This is a genomic window from Pedobacter frigoris, from assembly GCF_032678645.1.
Classification (GTDB): domain Bacteria; phylum Bacteroidota; class Bacteroidia; order Sphingobacteriales; family Sphingobacteriaceae; genus Pedobacter; species Pedobacter frigoris_A.
This window is the reverse complement of record NZ_JAVTSP010000004.1, coordinates 372,409-392,596: the sequence shown is the minus strand read 5'-3', so window position 1 is coordinate 392,596 and position 20,188 is coordinate 372,409. Positions and strand designations below refer to the sequence as shown.

Genomic DNA, 20,188 nt, shown 5'->3' with positions numbered 1-20,188 from the left:
AAGTTAACCTTGTTATTTTATTGAACGTTAAACACTTTGAAAGAATCAATGATGGGTTCAGCAATACTTTCTTCAACTATCAACCGGATCGCTTTAGTCTTAACATTTTCAAACATCTGTATTCTTTTGTTGCCGACAGACGTTCCCTCGCATATAGGTTTCCATCTATTGTTTATCCTGGCCTCTATTTTATACTTCCTGATCCGTTCTCCTTTAGATATATCTTCTCCTATCGAAATATGATTTACATCAGATTCCTTTGCCAGATTAATTGTTGTGATCTTCCCCGTTCCTTTCACGTCCGCCAGCGGCGTATGAAAACGACGATTAATTTCATTCCCAAATTCGGCGAGTCGCTTTACATCCCCCTCCGGCATCAGCCCTGTATTGTCTGGCGTCAATCCCAGGATCAATGTTGAATTCCTGCCCACTGATTTATAATACATATCTACCAGCTTCTCGAGCGGGAAAACAGTATTTTCATCTCCAGGTTCCCAAAACCATTCATGTCTGTTGTTGTCACCGCGTAAAGGAGCATCAGACATAGCGGGAACCCAATATTTTCCATTAGGATCCCCATTCTTTAGCAAGGCGTAGCCATTTGCTGAAATATTCTTACCGGTGCTTTCCCCAGCACCAGTTGCAGGATAGGGAAATGTAGACCAGCATGGGTAACCAACAGTACCAGATTCTGATCCGCCCCACCTTGCTTCTGCCAGCTGTTCGTTATGGTAAAATAAAGCATTTGGCTGGTATTTCTTTACGATAGGAAGTACATCTGGTGCACCTTTTTCCGGACTGCTTGCACCACCATCAAACCATATCTCAAACAGCTCACCATACTTGGTACAAATTTCCTTCACCATACCTTCAACCATTGCGTTATAGTATTTTTGTCTTTCTTTTTGCATCTCTCCTGTTCCATTTACTTTAAAGTCATGTACTCCGAAGAAAGAATTCCAGCGTATGCCAAGATATATTCCTGGTTCAATGTCATGTTTCCTGCAAGCATCAACGAATTCTTTTACCAAATCTCCTTTACCATCTCTCCATTTAACAGCTTTTAAACTATAAGGATTATAATCTGACTGAAACAAAGCAAAACCTGTCTCGTGGGTAGCTGTTAATATCGCGAACCTGGCCCCGGCGGCTTTTGCTGAGCGTACCCACTGTTCCATATCCAGTTGTTTCGGATTGAAAATATTATAGTCGTACACAGGTATGCTCCTGTTTTTGCTTTGCACATATTTTGACAGGTCAAATATGTGTAAATCGTAATGAAATACAACACCTAGTTCGGCCTTTTGCCAGGCCAGCTGTTGTGCATTTGGAACAGGTCTTTGCTGCATTTGTGCAAAAACAGCACTGCAAAAAAATGAAGAAATTAAAAATGTGAATATATATCTAAACATTGTTATGATCTATTTATTATAACCTCAGTGACTACTAATGTAACGGTTTGGCCGGAAAGAAATCCAAACTGGCGAAATAGCTTCGCCAGTTTGGACTGAATCAACAAAAAAATCAGGGTGCGACGGAAAAGCTTATCGTCCAGTCTCTTGTGGCCCCATCTGCTGAATGAAGACGGTACACATAAGGACCCTTTGAAAAATCCCCGATCAGACCTGCTGTAGGTGCACCATTTATGGGTTCAACTCGTTGGGCGTCGGTATTTATCGCAATGCCAATGTTTGTTAAATTAACATCTGTTACCTTGGCAAGTACTACGTTTACCTTGCTATTGTTCCGGTCAACAGTTTGGGTATTGGTTACTGTCAGCTTTTGATAACCAGCAACTTGTTCGCCATAGTTCAAGTTGGATTTAACTTCTTTATAGTAAAAAGTATTGATCGAGTTTACAAAAGCCTTATCGCCATAAACCGAATCATCCGGTTCAATACGGGGCTTTGTACAGGCGAAGCAAAATAATACAATGAGTATCTGGATTGCTAAAAATTTTCTAGTATTCATGATTCAAATATTTTAAATTATTTCCAACCTGGGTTCTGTGTTAGTGTTACGTTAGCCTGCGCTTTATACAATTGTATTTGAGCCTGTGGTACAAATGAAAGGTAGTCTCTGGAAGGATCAATAAAAAAGCCCTGAGCACCTTGTTGAAATTGAGGCGATTTGAAATAAGGGTTCATACGGCCACTTGCCGCAAAAGCGGAAACGTTTTGTGTTGCACCGGAAGTGATGAGTATCGGAAAGTTAATTCCAGCTACACTGGTTCCATCAGCCGTTAATTTAGCCGGATCATTAAAGTAAGACAAAAACTCTTGCAATTGTGCCCCTCTGGGTGTGTAACCGTTAATCGTTTTGTCATATACTGCCCAGCGTTTAATATCGTCTAGCCTGTAACCTTCCAATGCAAGCTCAATGGTTCTTTCACGACGTATTTCATTCACAATATTTGGTTCTGAAGTAGAAAATCCAAGTTCTTCTTTATAAGCTGAAGGAGGAAAAGCAGTTACTGCACCCAAGCTCATATTGGCCATGCCCACCCTGCTCCTGATTACATTTACTGTTTTATCGATATCGGCTTGCGTAATAGTTCCCAGAATGGCTTTAGCTTCTGCCAGATTTAACAATCCTTCTTCATAGCGGATCAAAATATCATCAACGCCATCACGAGCTGGCACTGCTGAAGTTAAAATGGCTCCCTTCCAGTTTCTATATCCGGTAGAGATAAAGTTGTTTGCTACCGAAAGAACAGGTGCATTGACTGGATAGCGTAAATTTAGCGTAAAAATCTCGCGTCCAGGAATTTTACCCGCCGGCCCCCGGTCCGGAGTCCAGATGGTTTGTCTAAATCTTGGGTCTAATTGGGTCGACAAAGTATTCAGTTCTCCATAACTCGAGGGCACCACCTGCGGCGATCCGTCTTTGTTTAGATACTGATCCACCAGGTGATCCGTAATAGAAGCTGCATTGTCAATTACTTTCGTGTAGAAATTGTGAGAAAATGAGGTTTTGGTTGGATCATATACGCGGTACCAAAAAACACCGTCGACAGTTGACATATCGTTTTGTGCAAAAAGTTGATTATAGGGTTCTGCCCCTGTTCTGAATATCCTGGCACCCTGTGACGTGATCAACTGCAGCATCGCTGGCTCTACCATTTCCAAAAATTCACTTCCGTCTTTACCCACTACGGCAAACGGGGTTCCTTTTCGGCCATGATAATATTCCCAACTACCTTCATATAATGCCACACGGGATTTGAGTACGATGGCAGCTTCTTTATTTATTCTTCCGGCTACTGCCTCGCCCTGCCCTTTGGGAAACAGCCCGGCGATCGCGGCATCAAGGTCATTGATGATTTGTTTTACAACATCATACCTTGATTGACGCGGCATATATAGACTAGCAATATCATCATCGGCAATCAGATCAGTGATAATTGGCAAATCTCCATATTGTTTCAAAAGGGTAAAATAATCCAATGCCCTAAAAAAGTATGCTTCACCAAGAAAATGGGCTGAAGCGGGTGTCTTTTCAACTTTCGGTAAAGCGTAATGAAGTAAATAATTGTCTTGTCTGATGTTCCGGAAGCCCGTCGCCCAGCCATCACTGGCCGTACCATTACCTGCTACACCTGTGGCACTCACCTGATTTAACTCAGGAGTTATGATGTTAGAACTGATCAGCACATCAGATCTTAAATCAAGCATCACATTATTAACATTAGTTTGTGCGTTATAAACCGGCATCCGGTTTTCATACATCGCATTGAGGTAGATTTTTAGATCAGACGCAGTATTAAAAAAGTTCTCTGCCACAACCTTGTCTGGAGGAGTAGTACTTAAAAAATCCTTTTTACAAGCAGCAAACAAGGCCAAAATCGCTATGGCAATGTATCCTATACTGCTATTTATATATTTTGTTTTCATCTTCTATATCATTTAAAGGGAAACATTTAAACCAAAAGCATAAGTACGCATTGGCGGATAACCGCTTCCGGCGACACTTGTGTTGCCGATCACATTCAGCAAAGCGGGATCGTAGTCTACAAATGCCTTATTGAAAATAAAGCCAAGGTTCTCTCCGCTTAAAAACAAGCTAACTTTTTGCAACTTCACTTTCTCCAGCCATTTTTTTGGCAAATTATAGCCCAGGGTGACATTTCTTACCCTCAAATGAGCCAAATTCAGCAAATACTGATCATTAGCCAAAGGCAAGGAAGTAGTAATTGACGGGAAAAATGCAGTTTTGTTACCCGGGGTCCAGTACCCTAAATCAGAACTCTGCTTATAAAATGGAGAAAAGAATTGATTTCCATTTGTTCCAAAAACATATGGATCAGCAACATATTGTTTCCATTGCATTACCCCTTCAAATATCGCCGACAAACTGATGTTGCGCCAGGAGACTGACGGGAGAATAGAAAAACTTTTACGCGGATAGCTAAATCCCTCAGTTTTTTGATCGCCAAGGTCGTACCAACCATTTCCCTGGTCAATCACACCATCACCATTAGTATCTTTGTAAGTTAAATAACCGGGGTAATTAAAGCCATTGTTCAACACACGATTGTTAAGATCAGCTGTGTTTTGTACCACACCCGCACTGCTATATATGAAATTTTGACCAAATAACATTCCCGGAAACCATTGGCTGCGATCGCCTGTTCCATTGTTCGCATATTTTACCACATAGCCCACATAATCACTCATCAAAAAGGAAAGGCCGTAATCAAAATTCTCACTGGCTAGCTTCAAGTTGTCTCTCCAGCCGATGTTCAGTTCCCATCCGCGTGTTTCGGTAACTGAATTATTGGTTGGCGCCCCGCCGGTGCCCAATGCAAGTGGCAGAATTTTCGGCGGACCGGCTTGATCATATACTGTTCTTTGGTACCAATCTGCGGTAATGGTCAGTCTATTTTTTAAAGCTGCTACATCAATACCAAAATCTAAAACAGTAGGTTTCGCCCAGGTCAATGTGCTGCTCACCAAACTTCCGGGGTTTAGATAAGGATTTAAATTTCCGCCTAGGAGTGTAGTTAAACTTGTTCCCGAACCTAAAGTAGATAGATAGGTATAGTATTCGTTTGACCCTGCTGATGCTAAGTCACCACTTTTAGACCAGGAGGCCCTCGGCTTCAATAGACTTACATAATCTTTAAATTTCCAGAAATTCTCGTTCGCGACATTCCATGCCAGGGAGACAGATGGAAAATACCCCCACCTGGAACCAGATGCAAAACGGGAGCTGGCATCGGTTCTGCCTGCGATTTTCAACAGATATTTTTCTTTATAATCATAAGTAAAAACGCCATAATAACCCAATGAGGTCCAGTCATACAATTGATCTCCGGCGGTATAGGGTCCCGCTGAAGTATTGATTGCAGGTGCTATATCAGGAGAATATAAACCTTTAGAAGAGGCAGTAATATTTCCAAAATTATTTTCTTCTGTTTGCGCGCCTACCTGTACAAAGAAATGGTGGTCTTGAGCTATATTTTTTGTGTATTCTGCTGTCAGATTTCCAAATTTGTAATCATTGCCTCCAAATGTTTTCACAATGCCGCTAGTCGTAGGCGACCTTAAACCTGGAATAATCAATCCGTTAGAATAAATGTACACCAGCTTGGTCAACGATTCATTTTTAGAATTACGATTCCTGAAATTATAACTTCCAGCAATTTTCAATCCTGCTAACGGTCTCAAATTGAAGCCGCCTGTGAAGGTTAAATCATCACCCTGACTTGCTACCTGTCCCGAACGGAAATACTGGAGGTTGACTACAGAATTGAAATAATTCTCGTTATCCGGATTTTTGATAGCGATGTTATAAAACTCTCTTCCAACTACAGAAAACAGGGTCGCATAATCACTATTGTTGCTATTTACCATCGGGCCCAGAGCATTAGCACGGGCATAATTCATACTTGCATCGAAATCAAGCCAGGAAGCAGCTTTGAAATTAATTTTAGCAAGGGCATTATACCTTCGATATTCATTATCTACAGGTTTAAAAATGCCCTCCGATTTATTGTAACCTAAACCCACATAATACTTTACACGATCTGAACCACCGGAAAAACTGAGATTTTGTTCCATCGACGGTACATTAGATTTAAAATATTCATCCTGGTAGTTATCAGTTCCGAAACTGGTATATCTACCGAAACCAAAATTCGAGGTTGGATCCGGAAATGACCCGTTGATCACATATTTTCGGTCTATTCCCGCAAAAACAGGATTGTCATAATCACCGGCTGCATGAGCTTTGATACGTTCCAATGTTAAGTCTGAAAAATAAGGTACGCCTGTCCCGTCAGGGGTAGCACGGCCAAGCTGATTCATAAAGCTTGCCCACGAATAAGTATCGGGTATAGTTGGCAATGAAGCAGCACTGGTAAATTTGTAATTTGAAGCGTAATTTACCGCGACATTTCCCGCATTTCCACTTTTGGTGGTTATTAAAATAATTCCATAAGGTGCTCTGGAACCATAAATAATACTGGAAGCACCATCTTTTAAAACCGATATATTTTCTACATCATTCGGGTTAACCTCCTGCATAGGCCTTTCCACACCATCAACGAGTACTAAAGGTGCACCTGATGAGTTTAAATTAGTAAACCCCCTGATGTTTATTGATGGATTTACCTCAGGAGCGCCACTAGACATAGAAATGTTTAAGCCCGGAGCCAAACCTTTTAATCCTTCTGCTAAAGAACGGATAGGCCTGTCTCGCAATTCTTCGGCATTTATAGAAGATATGGCATCGGTTAGGTTTTGTTTTTTCACCGCACCATAAGCAGTGACTACAACTTCAGTTAAATTTTCTTCAGAATCTGAAAGTACGATCTTTCCATCTTTGATGCTCCTGACTGCTACTTCTGTACTTTTATAACCAATAAAAGACACAATCAGTACCGCATCTTCATTTACATTACGCAAAGAAAAATCACCATTTGCATCTGCGGTAGTTGTGCTCCCTGCGCCGGTAGCTCCTTTTACCTTTATTGATGCTCCAGGCAGCGGAAGTCCATTTTTGTCTACTATGCGTGCCCGAATATCGATATTGCTTATAGCAGGCATAATTTTCTTCAAATTTGAATCATCTCCACTTGGTCTTACAATTACCGTCTTATCAGAAATTTCGTAAACCAAAGGCTGACCTTCAAAACAAATCCTCAGCGCGCTCGTGATATCTACGTTTTTTAACTTCACTGTTACTGGTCTGGCATTCTTAAAAGCCTGATCAGCATAGATAAAATCATAGCCACTTTGACTACTGATTGATTTCAATACTTTCTGGAGCTCCTTCCCCCTTTCGTCAAGGGTAATTTGCGCCTTCGTTGAAGCACTCAGCTGAAACAGGAATGCTGTCATAATGAAGATGGTTAGTTTCATTACAAGTATAAATTTATTTTTACCCGTCCGTAAAATTTGCAAGGGAAAGCCAGCAACCTGGCCAGTCCCAAAAATCTCGTTAATTTTCATTAATTTTGGTTGTTTGGTTCTTGATCTGTTCGTTCTTTAAGGAATTACAGCAGTACCAAATTCAGAGCGGGAGTAGGTTGAAGCATTCCCGCTTTTCTATTTGTCACTGCCAGATTTTGTATAATTCTATGGCATAATAACAATCCTCCTTCCTTCTAATTTTAAATGAATGGCCCCTGTACTATTAATCTTGTCTAATATTTTTGAAATGTTGTCATACCGGCTAATCACGCCTGTAAAGGTTGTCTCTGGATGATTTCCTTCGTATACCACCTCCACATCGTACCACCTGGAAAGCTTGCGCATTACACTGGAAATGTCCTCAGAATTGAAAATAAACTTGCCGTTTTTCCAGGCGATCGCTTCAGCCACATCTACCATCTCAATATTAATTTTTCCTGAAGCGTTGATTGTGCCTTGCTGCCCTGGTTTAAGTATGGTCGAATGATTTAACAACACGGCTCCTTCAAGTAGCGTGGTTCTTGTTAAGGCTTCGTCGGAATAAGCATTTACATTAAAATGTGTACCTAAAACTTCTATTTTCTGCTTGCTTGTTTCTACGATGAAAGGATGCATTTTATCTTTAGCGACTTCAAAATAGGCTTCTCCTATTAGTTTTATGGTACGTAATCCATCTTTTTTTAGAGCAGGGGCGTAAGACAAGCTCGATGCAGCATTTAACCATATCCAAGTGCCATCTGGCAGGCGCAATCTGTAAGTTTCTCCTTTCGCGGTAGAAATGGTGTTGATTTCATTTGCCCCCGAGACCTGGCTCTGAATTTCATAGATTAGTTGTCCATCCGCTGCCTTTTTGATCACTACTCCAGATTCGGTTGCCAGTTCACCATTTGCGGCATCAGAAAGTGCAATCCTTTTACCATTGGCAAGTGTGAGGGTAGCTCCGATCTTCCCCGGCTTCACTTCGGCCTGTGTCACCGAGATATAATCCTGCTTAGTTTTATTTGTATTGTTGTAAAAAAGCAAACCTACACTCAGAACGACAGCAATGGCAGCCGCATAGGCAAGTAGTTTTCCGTATCTGAACTTAGTGACTTTTACCTGCTCCCTGTCTGCTTGTATGCGATGCCAGATCAGCATCATTTCTTCGTCCATGTCATCATCAAAGGCGTCAGCATTATTTCTTTCGGCGTAAGAATTATACCAACCCTCTACTGCTGCCCTTTCCGCATCAGTAGAGGTGCCGTTGTCATACCTCTCCAATAATTCCAGTACTTTTTCGTGATCCATGTTTATTGAGGAGAAAGTACTCCTATGTTGATAGGACACACGAAACCGACCGGGGTAGTACCTTTGTTTTAAAAAAAAATAAAAAAAGTTTGATGCCAGGTTACCTGATGTTCAGATAAACAATCAAGACAGATAATGGAAGATCTAATTTACGACGTAAAATATGAATGGCTTTATTGATCTGCTTTTTTACAGTAAGGTCTGAAATATCCAGTCTTTCAGCTATTTCTGCGTGAGTGAGATATTCATTTCGACTCAACTGGAATACCTGACGCATTTTGTCTGGCAATAATTCTACTTCCTGTTCAATCAGCCGCTTCAATTCATTGAAGTCGACTTCTGAATCAGTGCTGAAATCTCCTTTCTCGTAAAATCCTCCCAACTCTTCCAGATAATGGCTCTCGTATTTTTCCTTTCGGATGGTATTCAACACACTATTCCTAATCGATCGGTATAAATAAGCTTTCAGGCTGACAGACAGCTCCATATCCGCCGCTTTGTTCCAAATAGCAGTAAAAACTTCTTGTACCACATCTCTTGCACTATCGCGGTTGTGAAGCATATGACGAGCGTGCAAATAAAGCACAGACCAATACCGCTTATAAATTTCGGTAAATGCACGTTCGTCTCCTGATTTCAGGAGACGAAACAGCTCTGTATCCGAGATTTTAGTATAAGGTTCCATTACTTAAAGTCTGCACCGTTATCAGTCATATATAACTAAATATACAACATTACCCTTCAATGCAATTAAATATTTTTAAGATTAAACCTCATCCGGCATTGCCACTCCTTTAGTTTCATCCCCAGCGCTCTTTTTATGAAGACATAATTTTCTCACTGAAGCTAAAGACAAAATGCTGATAATTAAAAAGATTGATCTGGCATCGGCACTGGCTTACCTGTTTTTTTGTAGACGGGCATTTGTGCATCATAGCTTTTCAGTTTTTCAGCCAGTAAAACAGCCATTTCTGATGTTTTCTCAGCGTATTTTACAGAGAGATCATTTTGTTCACCAATGTCGTTTTTAAGATTATACAACTCCTTACTACCTGTTTTCAAATTGTAAATCAGCTTCCAATCGCCCTGACGTATCGCACTCCTATAATTAATTCCGGCAACATCCTGCGCTATCCATTTGTTCGGAAAATGCCACACTAATGGCCTGGTGTCAGGACTTTGTTTTTTATTTTTTATCAGGTCAACAAAACTAATCCCATCCACCTTTTGTACCGTTTTATAGTTTTTGGCACCAGCCATCTCCAATATTGCAGGAAAAAAATCTTCAATAATTAAATAACGATCCGTAGAAGAACCTGGCTTCGTCACCCCAGGCCATTTCACCAGCATTGGCTCCCTAATACCGCCTTCGTATACAGAACCTTTACCCGCTTTTAAAGGCAGGTTTTGAGTATGAGGTTTACCTGCCCGGGGCGACTGGCTAAATCCGCCATTATCACTCATAAAAATGATGATGGTATTTTTATCAATATTCTTTTCCTTTAAATAATTCATTATATCTCCCAGGCTTTTATCCATTCCTTCTACGATAGAAGCATATTGCGCTTCTTTTTCAGGAAGACCTGCATCCTTGTATTTTTGGATAAAACGTTTATCCGCTGCATAAGGCACATGTACGGCATAATGGGACATATAGAGAAAGAAAGGTTTTTTATCAGAAATGGGCTTTTCCAGAGCCTTTAAACCTTCAACAGTGAGTGCTTCAGTAAGGAATACAGATGTACCGTGATACTCCTGCAATCCGGGCACGCCCCAGGGCACTTTAGGCTTGTCTTTTTCATTACCATAATTCTCTTCGCCAAGATAACTGCCCGGTCCACCCGCAGCATGCCCTGCAATGTTTAAATCAAAACCTATGGTCAGCGGATCCGCAGCGGGTGTAGACATTGCAGCATAATGTGCCTTGCCACAATGTATCGTATAATAGCCAGCGTCTTTTAACAGGGCTGGAAGTGGGGTTACATAGGCGGTATTGTTAATTCCCGGCACAGGAGATATTCCATTCACATTCCACATCGGCGGTCTGAGCAAAGAATCAGCAACATCAACACTGGCATCTTTATACAAGGTCCAGTTGGTTACCTTATGTCGTGCTGCACTCATTCCTGTCATCAGACTTATCCTGGAAGGGGAACAAACAGGCGCAGCATAGGCATTGGTAAATTTCATACCTTCCCTCGCAAGTCTTTCCATGTTGGGTGTATGGTAGCGCTTGTTAAACTCCGTCACCTTTGTCCAGAAAGGAACTGAAGAATCCTGCCAACCCATATCATCTACCAGGAATACAATGATGTTTGGCTTTTTTGACCTCTGAGCTACAGCGCCGGTACCAGAGAATAGGACAAGGAGCACTAAAGTTCTAATAGATTTCATATATGTGTATGTATTTAATTTTTAGCCTTTATCGGCGTCCTTTACGTTACTATTGTTACACCCAGATAAAGGGTGGTACTTACCAGATTACCGGCATCATTCACACATTGCATGTAACCATGCAGCTCCTGACCTTCAAAACCAGCAGGCAACTGCAATATAGCTTCCTGATCACCCCGCTGTGCTGCATCTTTAAAGGTAACAAACTTTTCGTTTTGCGGGCAGTACCAGATAAATGTAACCAGGTCGGTATGCTGATTAAAAACAGACTCCGCCGCATTTTCCCATTTGATGTGCAGTATTGCATCTATAAGGGAGAGTATTTCTTTAATCATAGAAATAAAAAGCTCACCCCTGCTAAAAATCGCTTTCGAAAAATCGATCTGTTTCTCAGCACCTTCACCAATCAGGGCATTCTTAAAAATAAAGGAGATGGCCTCATTCATGGGTGTTTTTCCTGCTTTATAAATCTGAAACCCAATCCAGATCAGTGCTTTCAGTGGCTTTAGCCATGCGCTCACCATTCCAAAAGCCTTCCAGTGATACAGCTGTGCCTGACTGGGAGCTTTTTCCGACTGTTCCGGCAAACTGCGCAGGTAATCAATACCACGCCAGTTTACCGCCACTACATGCCCTACTTTACCGCTTAGCGGCCCGTTTATTCCATTTTTATACCTTGCCATAATTTATTTTATAACCAATCTGCGTATTTACTAATCGTCTTTTTAAGCCTCAATCTACGATGCACCGCATTGCCATCTCTGCCCCCATCCGATGCCGTGTTACCCTCAATCGTCTGAATGTAATTTCCTCTGTCCATTTCCACGAGACCAACATGAGCTATCCGACCCAAGTCCTTAAAATATATTCCTATGACATCTCCAGGCTTACCTACCTTCACCAATTTTGAAGCGGGGAATAGCGCTGGTGACCATGCCGTCCGAGGCTGTTTATACCCTGCCTGGCCAAAAACCCAGCTCACAAAACTCGCGCACCAAGCGTGACCTTTTGGAAGGCCAGTATACTTTAAATACTGCTCTATCCTAACACCATCATTCTTACCTGTCAACTCTTTTACACCAATTTCTCCTCTTGCTATATTAAGCACCCTGCCGCTCTCTCCTCCCCGAGGAGAGACACCCGTAGGGAGAGAGGAGCCGACTACACCATCCCAACCAAACACGTCACCGCTGCCCATAACAATAGCACAAACGATGCAAAATAAAAACCTAACTGTCTGCATATATTCATTTCTTTAAACTGTAAAACCATATTTTCAAACTCAGGCAATCCCATTGCCACCCATGCCCTTTGAAGCAACCACCAGCACAAAGCCACTATTACCATAAAACTGCACAAGTTCATCAACAACAACGGCGTTGTACTCTTCACGATAAAAGCAATTGTCCCAGCCTCATCATCAAACCAACCCTGCATTCCCATCAAAACCATCAAAAGCACCCCAACCATCACATGCTCCTTCTTTACATGAGCCATAAAACCCCAGGCGTACTCACGCCCCATATCATTCCTATTTAAACTCAATACATTCATAAAATCTCCTTTTTTAAATTATCTACAACTCCCTTCCGAGACGACCCGACCAAGGCTGACCATAAACTGGCGATTGCCAATAAGTACTTGATGTCAGCGGTGATCGGTATCGGTCGATTGGATTAGTTCGCTAGCAGAAAAAGACAGGTACCTCCGAGCGGGCATAGCACTTATTTGAGCTACGACAGTAGCGAAATTCATTGCAGCCCGCGAGGAGTGTACCATGTCTTTTTCAGAACTAATTAGGCAACAACCGAAACCATCCCAACATAAGTACTATCACTAGCCAGTTTATTGTCAGCACTAAAAAACGCAATCCAGCAGTGCGCCTGTGATCCGACGAACGAAGCCGGCAGCGTCATACTGTACGCCCCAACGGACCTCGCAATCTGCCTGTACGAAACAAACTTGTTCAGATCAGGACAGTAGACCAGCAGCACCGCAAGGTCGGTCGGCTCACCATACTCCATACCCGTGTTTGGCGTCCAGGAGAAATCGACCTCATGACCCGCAGCACTCGCCACCTCAGGATCTATGGCACCCTCCAGTTCACCACGACTGATCTCCACAACCGGATAATCCACTAGATAGTTAGGTGCCACACCCGTCACAGCGTTCTTCAGATGATAAGATGAAGCTGCGTTCATCGCTGTTAATCCCTTCTTCTGCTGGGACAACCATCCAATGTTAATGATTGATTTCATGTCTGCCAGAAACGGCACCATTAATGAAACCTTTGCACGTGCGTTGAGTTGTGCTGTCGTTGGATTGTCTACATAATCGCCTAGACTTCGCAAATAATGCACCCCGTTCCAAATTGAACCTACTACTGTGCCTACCTTACCCATGAAAGGGCCCAGTATACCTTTATTGTACTTTCCCATTTTCTAATTTTTTTAATGGGTTTATTGATGTTTTACTCCGGCAGGCACAGAGACGCGGCTCCCGGAGATGCCTAATGAAAGGCTATTGCTCAGCTCCCGCATGTCAAATGGGAGCAAAGATCATTATCGGCTGATCGCCCGTTCCAATTCCGTTTTTAAACCAGCCCATTCAAAGCAAGGCTTCATTTCATTCGAGACCATTTCCCACACCTGAAGCACTGCCTCTTCCTCCTTAGCTAGTCCCAATTCCAGTACCCATTTGCGCATTCGGCTGCCTTCCAGTTGCAGCACCAAAGCACGCTTTAAATCCTGAAGATGATTACCCAGGTTGATGAGAAACTGATTGGCTTCCCGAATACCGATCCGGTACAACATGGTTTTCTTGCGGAACACCACCTCAGCTTTATCATTCGATTTCAGGTAAATACTGATCTCGAGAGAACGATTAATTTTGATTGTTTTACTCATAAAAAGATGATTCATATTTGATATAGAACAAAGGTAAGCAGGCAGCTACTTACCCCTGTTGGAGATTCCGGCAATAGTGTTCAGTCCTTTTCAGACCAAAGTGTCCACTTTAATTTTTCCAGACAGCAGCCGTAGTTTTTGGATGGGGTATGCTCCGTATCCAGGCAGATCCATCGGCGTAAAGTAACATTCTCAGCCCCTCATCTCACTCGCTCTACACAAAGCCTTTCTCAATCAAAAATTCTGACCATTAGCGCTTCACTACGCTCTTAAAATCAAAATCACCACCCAAGAGTTCAGATCCCAACAGAAATCCACCTAATGCGCTTAAAATCAGTCAAGTGGATAGTTTGCAGATTATTTATTGCACACTTTGAAGCGAAATGAGTGGACAGCAGGTTTCAAAATTACCTGGCTACTATTGCCGAAACCTCCATCTAAACCGATGATCCTGTGGTTTTCCATAAAAACAGTCGGAACCCGATCAGCCGTTGCCGGAAAAATAAATGAATAATCGAAGCCTACTTCATTTGGACCAGGCTTAATGTCTCCATTCCAATCCTTGGTCACCTGATCTCCAAGCCCCAGGTGCCATTTACCTACGATACCTGTGCGGTAGCCTGCGTTTTTAAACACCTTCGGCAAGGTGGTTTTATTTGTGGGAACAATTAGTGCCGCATCGCCGGGCAGGATATTTCTGCCGGCCTGTCTCCAGGGATATTCCCCGGTCATCAGGGCATACCTTGAAGGTGTACAGGTTGCCGAAGTACAATGGCCGTTGGTAAACCGGAGCCCACCTTTTGCCAGTTGATCCGTATTTGGCGTACTGATTTTGGTAGCACCGTAACAACTTAGATCCCCATAGCCTAAATCATCTACATAGATCATGATCACATTTGGCTTCTGGCGATCAGGTGTAACCTTACTTATCTTTTTCTGCGCAAAGACTGGCAGCGCAAGCATGACAAAGGCAAATCCGGAAATTACTTTAATTAGGCTCATCGTGTTTTAAATAATCATGATTAGTTCTGCGGCGGAAAATTAAAAGGCATCCATTTCGGATATTTCGCCAGTTCTTTTTCTACATCATCACCGATTGGAATTCCCCATGTCTCCCAAAAAGGCACCAGGTTTCTTTGTACAATATTTGAATAGGTCTTCACCCACAGGTCTCTTTTCTGCTGATCGTTTAGCCTGCCAATGGTAGGTCCGAGTTTCTGGTATGCCTTAAAGAATGATTTAAAGCTTTCCCATCCGAAACCTTCCTGCATCTGACGAAACATAATTAACCCCAAAAAAGCGTCTTTTTGCCATTTCTCGTAAGAAGGCCCGGCTGCGAAATATGCTTTCATCGATTTTTGTGTATTGGCATTTGAGATGGCTGAGTGGGCATTGTCGCGGCCACCTACCAGCCTGTCGAACATATACAGCGAGAAGAAGTTGTTACTTACTTCTGTAGTACCGCCAAATACCCAGTCCAGGTTTTGCATATTATGGCCAATCTCGTGGAAAAAGCCCCAGTTGGCACCACCACCACTTGGCTGCATCAGTAAAGATGGGTCTGCCATGATCTCATTACTCAACATTTTTCTTGAAGGGGAATGATGGATCATGATCGGATAACCGCTGTGCATGTATCCCCCACCAATATGCTCGTCGACGACCATGCGCTGCGCTCTGTAAAACGGCATTTTTATTTGAGCAAGCTCCATTTCACCTTCAACGATCATATCCCAGAGCTTGATCACTTCCGCTGGATTTTTTACAGTTTGCAATACGGAATCCGGTAACGTTAAAATCACGTTTTCACTGGCGATCTCTCCCCATGGTGCTTTGTTGTTTTTCAGCTGTTGATTCCATTCCTCATTAGTTGTTTTGCCTGCAACATACAGCGGTGCCTGAATGGCGTGTGAAATAGAAAGTTCCACTATCCGGCTGTCTTTTTTCGGAGAGATGGCGATGTACACTAAACCTCCAAAAGGTGAGGCTAGTTTGTTAGCACCGTTCTTTAATTTCTGAGTTTTGGTGATGATAGGCATCCGGCGCCAGTCTTCTTTTCCGGCAACCCACCAATTTAAGCGGTCAGACTGTGAACCAATCTGAACTGTCAAATCATCAGCATTTACATTTTTTGGCACATTGATCTCAATGTATTGTCCGGCAACGGCATACAAACCTGTACTGTACAGCACATCATTCCATGGATTTGAATAGCCAAGTGTGTTTACGATGCTCACGAGACTGTCTACAATTTTTTTATGGGTAATACTCACTGTTTGCTTCGTGAATTTATACCCCTCTTTAGCACTTCCCGGAAAAAAGGCAGATGAAGGATGTGCTTTTACATTTTGGTAATCAGCGCTTTTTAACACATCGTCACTCCATTTTGCAATGGCTTTTCTAAACTCAACATCGTCTTTGGACAAGGTGTGTTTAGGCGAAATGACTATTGTTGCAGGGTCTTTAACTGCATCCTGGGCATACAGTGAAGATGTACCTGCAGATGCAAGAAGAGCCAAAGCAAATAACTTCTTCATGGAAATTTTACTACTTCTGTTGGTCAGCATTTTGTGTGGTTTTTGGTTTAAGTATGGAAGTTACAAATGCTATAAAATAACTGCAGCACCAATTATTACGCAACCGTTTGATAAGCATGTAATATTTATGTTGTAATTGGTTGTACGCATCAATTCTGTCAGCGATACGCTGATTAATTCACATGAAGTTTGGTTTCAATTTCTCAATCTAATATCTTAACTTTGCAACCTTAATTTTTTTGAGATACTTGATTGATGTATAGGGAATTTAAACAGTTAGAACTAGCGAAAATAGGGAAAGAAATACTAGAGTTTTGGAAAGCAGAAAACATCTTTGAAAAAAGTGTTTCTACCCGCTCAGAATCCAACCCATTTACTTTTTTTGAAGGTCCGCCTTCAGCAAACGGAATGCCTGGTATTCACCACGTAATGGCCCGTGCTATTAAAGATATTTTTTGCCGCTACAAAACAATTAAAGGCTTTCAGGTAAAACGCAAAGCTGGCTGGGATACCCATGGTCTCCCTGTAGAGCTGGGAACTGAAAAAGAATTAGGCATCACCAAAGAAGATATTGGCAAAACCATTTCCATAGAAGAGTACAACGAGGCCTGCAAAAGGACTGTTATGCGTTACACGGATGTGTGGAACGACCTGACTGAAAAGATGGGCTATTGGGTGGATATGGATGATCCGTACATCACGTACAAATCTAAATATATGGAGTCTGTATGGTGGCTATTGAAACAGATCTATGATAAAGGCCTGTTATACAAAGGCTATACCATTCAACCTTACTCTCCGAAGGCCGGAACAGGTTTAAGTTCACATGAGGTGAACCAGCCTGGAGCATACCGTGATGTGTCGGATACGACGATCGTAGCGCAATTTAAAGCGCTTTCAGGTACGCTTCCAACGTTTTTACAGGGTTTCGGGGTTATTCATTTCATGGCCTGGACTACCACTCCCTGGACTTTACCATCGAATACTGCACTAACCGTTGGCCCTAAGATTGAATATGTATTGGTAAAAACCTTTAACCAGTATACTTTCCTGCCTGTAAATGTGATTCTGGCAAAAAATCTTGTTGGTAAACAGTTCAGCAAAGGATTCTTTGAAAGTACCGCTGCTGAGGATTTTGAGAATTTTAATGCGGGGGATAAAAAAATCCCTTATCAGGTGCTGGCTTCCTTTAAAGGTGCTGAGCTTGTTGGAATTAAATACGAACAGCTTTTACAATATACATTACCCTATCAGAACCCTGAAAATGCTTTCCGTGTAATCTCAGGAGATTTTGTGACGACAGAAGACGGAACCGGTATCGTACATACGGCACCAACTTTTGGTGCTGATGATGCTAAAGTAGCTAAAGAGGCAACCCCTGAAGTTCCTCCTATGCTAGTTCTGGATGAAAATGGGATGCCAGTACCTCTGGTAGACCTGCAAGGAAAATTCACTTCACATATGGGTGCTTTCGCCGGAAAATATGTGAAAAACGAATATTACAATGAAGGCGAGGCTCCTGAGAAATCAGTAGATGTAGAAATAGCCATCATTTTAAAAGAAGAAAATAAAGCCTTTAAAGTAGAAAAATATGTGCACAGTTATCCGCATAGCTGGAGAACTGATGAGCCTCTTTTATACTACCCACTGGATTCATGGTTTATCAAAGTGACCGACATCAAAGACAGGATGTTTGATCTGAATGAAACCATCAACTGGAAACCAAAATCAACCGGAGAAGGGCGCTTTGGAAACTGGCTGAAAAATGCGAATGACTGGAATCTTTCGCGTTCAAGGTACTGGGGCATTCCTCTGCCAATCTGGAGAACAGACGACAAAAGGGAAGAAGTGATCATTGGCTCAGTGGAAGAATTGTACCAAGCCATAGAAAAATCAATCGAAGCCGGACACATGAAGGAGAATCCTTTTAAAGGATTTGAGATCGGAAACATGTCGGAAGAGAATTACGACCTGGTAGACCTGCATAAAAATGTAGTGGATGAGATTGTATTGCTTTCGCCATCCGGGAAACCGATGAAGCGTGAGAGTGACCTGATTGATGTTTGGTTTGATTCCGGAGCCATGCCGTATGCACAATGGCACTATCCATTTGAAAACAAAGATAAAATAGACGAGAGCAAAGATTTTCCTGCTGATTTTATCGCTGAGGGCGTAGACCAGACACGTGGATGGTTCTATACTTTACATGCCATTGGCGCCTTAGTTTTTGATAAAGTTGCCTATAAGAATGTTGTTTCTAATGGATTGGTGCTCGACAAAAACGGACAGAAAATGTCTAAACGCCTGGGCAATGCAGCAGATCCTTTTAAAACCCTGGAGGAATATGGGCCGGATGCAACGCGCTGGTACATGATCTCCAATGCCAATCCATGGGATAACTTAAAATTTGATATTGAAGGAATCGCAGAAGTACGCCGTAAGTTCTTTGGTACGCTTTACAATACTTACGCATTTTTTGCTTTGTATGCGAACATCGACAAGTTTGAAATAGACCACAATAACCTTACACCTGTTGCGGAGCGCAGCGAACTGGACAGATGGATTTTATCGCTGCTGCAGAACCTGATAGCAGAGGTTGATGAAAGCTATGCGGCATATGAGCCGACAAAAGCTGCCCGGGCAATCCAGTCGTTCGTGGATGAACACCTGAGCAACTGGTACATCCGTTTATCTCGCCGCCGTTTCTGGAAAGGTGAAATGACTGCGGATAAAAAGGCTGCGTATGAAACGCTTTATGCCTGTTTGACTAGCTTGTCTCAACTGATGTCGCCTATTGCACCTTTCTTTGCAGACTGGCTATTCCAAAACCTTACAGCCGGCGATGCGGCCAATAAGATTGAATCCGTGCATTTGACAATTCTTGAACCTGCAAATGCTTCACTGATTGACAATGAGCTGAACGAACGCATGAGACTTGCTCAGGACATCTCATCAATGGTATTGTCGCTGCGTAAAAAAACAAGTATCAACGTGCGTCAGCCGCTTGCGAAAATCCTGATCCCTGTACTTGACAACAAATTCGCTGAGCGAGTGGAACTTGTAAAAGAATTGATATTATCTGAAACCAACATCAAGGATATTGAGTACATTACAGATACTGCAGGCTTTATCACAAAAAAGATAAAACCTAATTTCAAAGCTTTAGGCCCAAAAGTAGGGAAAGACATGAAACAGGTTGCAGAAATCATCAGCAACTTAAATCAGGAACAACTGAGCCAGTTTGAAGCAGCAGGGAAATATGAAATTAGTGGCACCAATTATGTTATTGAGTTGAGCGATGTAGAAATCATAGCTGAAGACATTCCGGGATGGCAGGTGACGAACATGGGCAATTTAACAGTTGCACTTGATGTAACCATCACAGATGAGTTGAAGCAGGAAGGACTATCCAGGGAACTGATCAACAGAATTCAGAATTTAAGAAAAGAACTGAATTTTGAAGTTACTGATAGAATTACCGTGACTTTACAAAACCATAATTTAATTGCAGGTGCTGTAGCACAAAATAAAGCCTACATTTGCTCCGAAATTTTGGCAGATAACATTGAGTTAACGGAAACTTTAGATAATGGAAACAAAATAGTAATCGATGATGTTGAACTACAAATCTCGATTGCACAACAATAAT

15 protein-coding genes are annotated in these 20,188 nt (G+C 42.1%); 1 reads left to right on the top strand and 14 read right to left on the bottom strand.

Going from position 1 to position 20,188, the window contains the following annotated elements:
• Positions 1-17: 17 nt before the first annotated feature.
• From R2Q78_RS15115 to R2Q78_RS15050, 14 genes are all read right to left on the bottom strand, one after another.
• Entirely contained in the window at positions 18-1,412 is a 1,395-nt protein-coding gene (locus R2Q78_RS15115; protein ID WP_316793343.1) for an alpha-L-fucosidase, read from the bottom strand.
• 112 nt (positions 1,413-1,524) lie between these two features.
• Positions 1,525-1,971 carry a DUF5018-related domain-containing protein gene (locus R2Q78_RS15110; protein WP_316793342.1) on the bottom strand — a complete coding sequence of 149 codons (447 nt, stop codon included), beginning with the start codon at positions 1,969-1,971 and terminating at the stop codon, positions 1,525-1,527.
• Positions 1,972-1,988: 17 nt separating this feature from the next.
• Complete coding sequence (locus R2Q78_RS15105; protein WP_316793341.1) at positions 1,989-3,893, bottom strand: RagB/SusD family nutrient uptake outer membrane protein; 1,905 nt, start codon at positions 3,891-3,893, stop codon at positions 1,989-1,991.
• Positions 3,894-3,905: 12 nt separating this feature from the next.
• On the bottom strand, positions 3,906-7,364 hold the full coding sequence (locus R2Q78_RS15100; protein ID WP_316793340.1) for a SusC/RagA family TonB-linked outer membrane protein: 3,459 nt from the start codon (positions 7,362-7,364) through the stop codon (positions 3,906-3,908).
• Between the two features lie 216 nt (positions 7,365-7,580).
• A complete protein-coding gene (locus tag R2Q78_RS15095; RefSeq protein ID WP_316793339.1) occupies positions 7,581-8,702 on the bottom strand; it encodes a FecR family protein in 1,122 nt (373 codons plus the stop codon).
• A gap of 100 nt (positions 8,703-8,802) precedes the next feature.
• Positions 8,803-9,387 (bottom strand): RNA polymerase sigma-70 factor, encoded by a 585-nt coding sequence (locus tag R2Q78_RS15090; RefSeq protein ID WP_316793338.1) that lies wholly within the window; start codon positions 9,385-9,387, stop codon positions 8,803-8,805.
• 182 nt (positions 9,388-9,569) lie between these two features.
• Entirely contained in the window at positions 9,570-11,096 is a 1,527-nt protein-coding gene (locus R2Q78_RS15085) for a sulfatase (protein ID WP_316793336.1), read from the bottom strand.
• A 41-nt stretch (positions 11,097-11,137) separates the two neighbouring features.
• The gene (locus R2Q78_RS15080; protein WP_316793334.1) at positions 11,138-11,779 is read right to left on the bottom strand and encodes a DUF6266 family protein; all 642 of its coding nucleotides are present in this window, start codon (positions 11,777-11,779) and stop codon (positions 11,138-11,140) included.
• 8 nt (positions 11,780-11,787) lie between these two features.
• Positions 11,788-12,294, bottom strand: a complete 507-nt coding sequence (locus R2Q78_RS15075; protein WP_316793332.1) for a CHAP domain-containing protein — start codon at positions 12,292-12,294, stop codon at positions 11,788-11,790.
• Complete coding sequence (locus R2Q78_RS15070; RefSeq protein WP_316793330.1) at positions 12,258-12,650, bottom strand: hypothetical protein; 393 nt, start codon at positions 12,648-12,650, stop codon at positions 12,258-12,260. The genes R2Q78_RS15075 and R2Q78_RS15070 overlap by 37 nt, the downstream gene beginning before the upstream one ends.
• Before the next feature lie 242 nt (positions 12,651-12,892).
• On the bottom strand, positions 12,893-13,534 hold the full coding sequence (locus tag R2Q78_RS15065) for a DUF6266 family protein (RefSeq protein WP_316793328.1): 642 nt from the start codon (positions 13,532-13,534) through the stop codon (positions 12,893-12,895).
• A gap of 123 nt (positions 13,535-13,657) precedes the next feature.
• Positions 13,658-14,002, bottom strand: a complete 345-nt coding sequence (locus R2Q78_RS15060; RefSeq protein ID WP_316793326.1) for a hypothetical protein — start codon at positions 14,000-14,002, stop codon at positions 13,658-13,660.
• Positions 14,003-14,359: 357 nt separating this feature from the next.
• Complete coding sequence (locus R2Q78_RS15055; RefSeq protein WP_410478492.1) at positions 14,360-15,004, bottom strand: sulfatase-like hydrolase/transferase; 645 nt, start codon at positions 15,002-15,004, stop codon at positions 14,360-14,362.
• Between the two features lie 20 nt (positions 15,005-15,024).
• Positions 15,025-16,539: a M60 family metallopeptidase gene (locus R2Q78_RS15050; protein WP_316793324.1), complete on the bottom strand. Its 1,515-nt coding sequence runs from the start codon at positions 16,537-16,539 to the stop codon at positions 15,025-15,027.
• A 255-nt stretch (positions 16,540-16,794) separates the two neighbouring features.
• Here R2Q78_RS15050 and ileS point away from each other — a divergent pair, with 255 nt between their 5' ends.
• Entirely contained in the window at positions 16,795-20,187 is a 3,393-nt protein-coding gene (gene ileS, locus R2Q78_RS15045; protein ID WP_316793321.1) for an isoleucine--tRNA ligase, read from the top strand.
• Position 20,188: the final 1 nt, after the last annotated feature.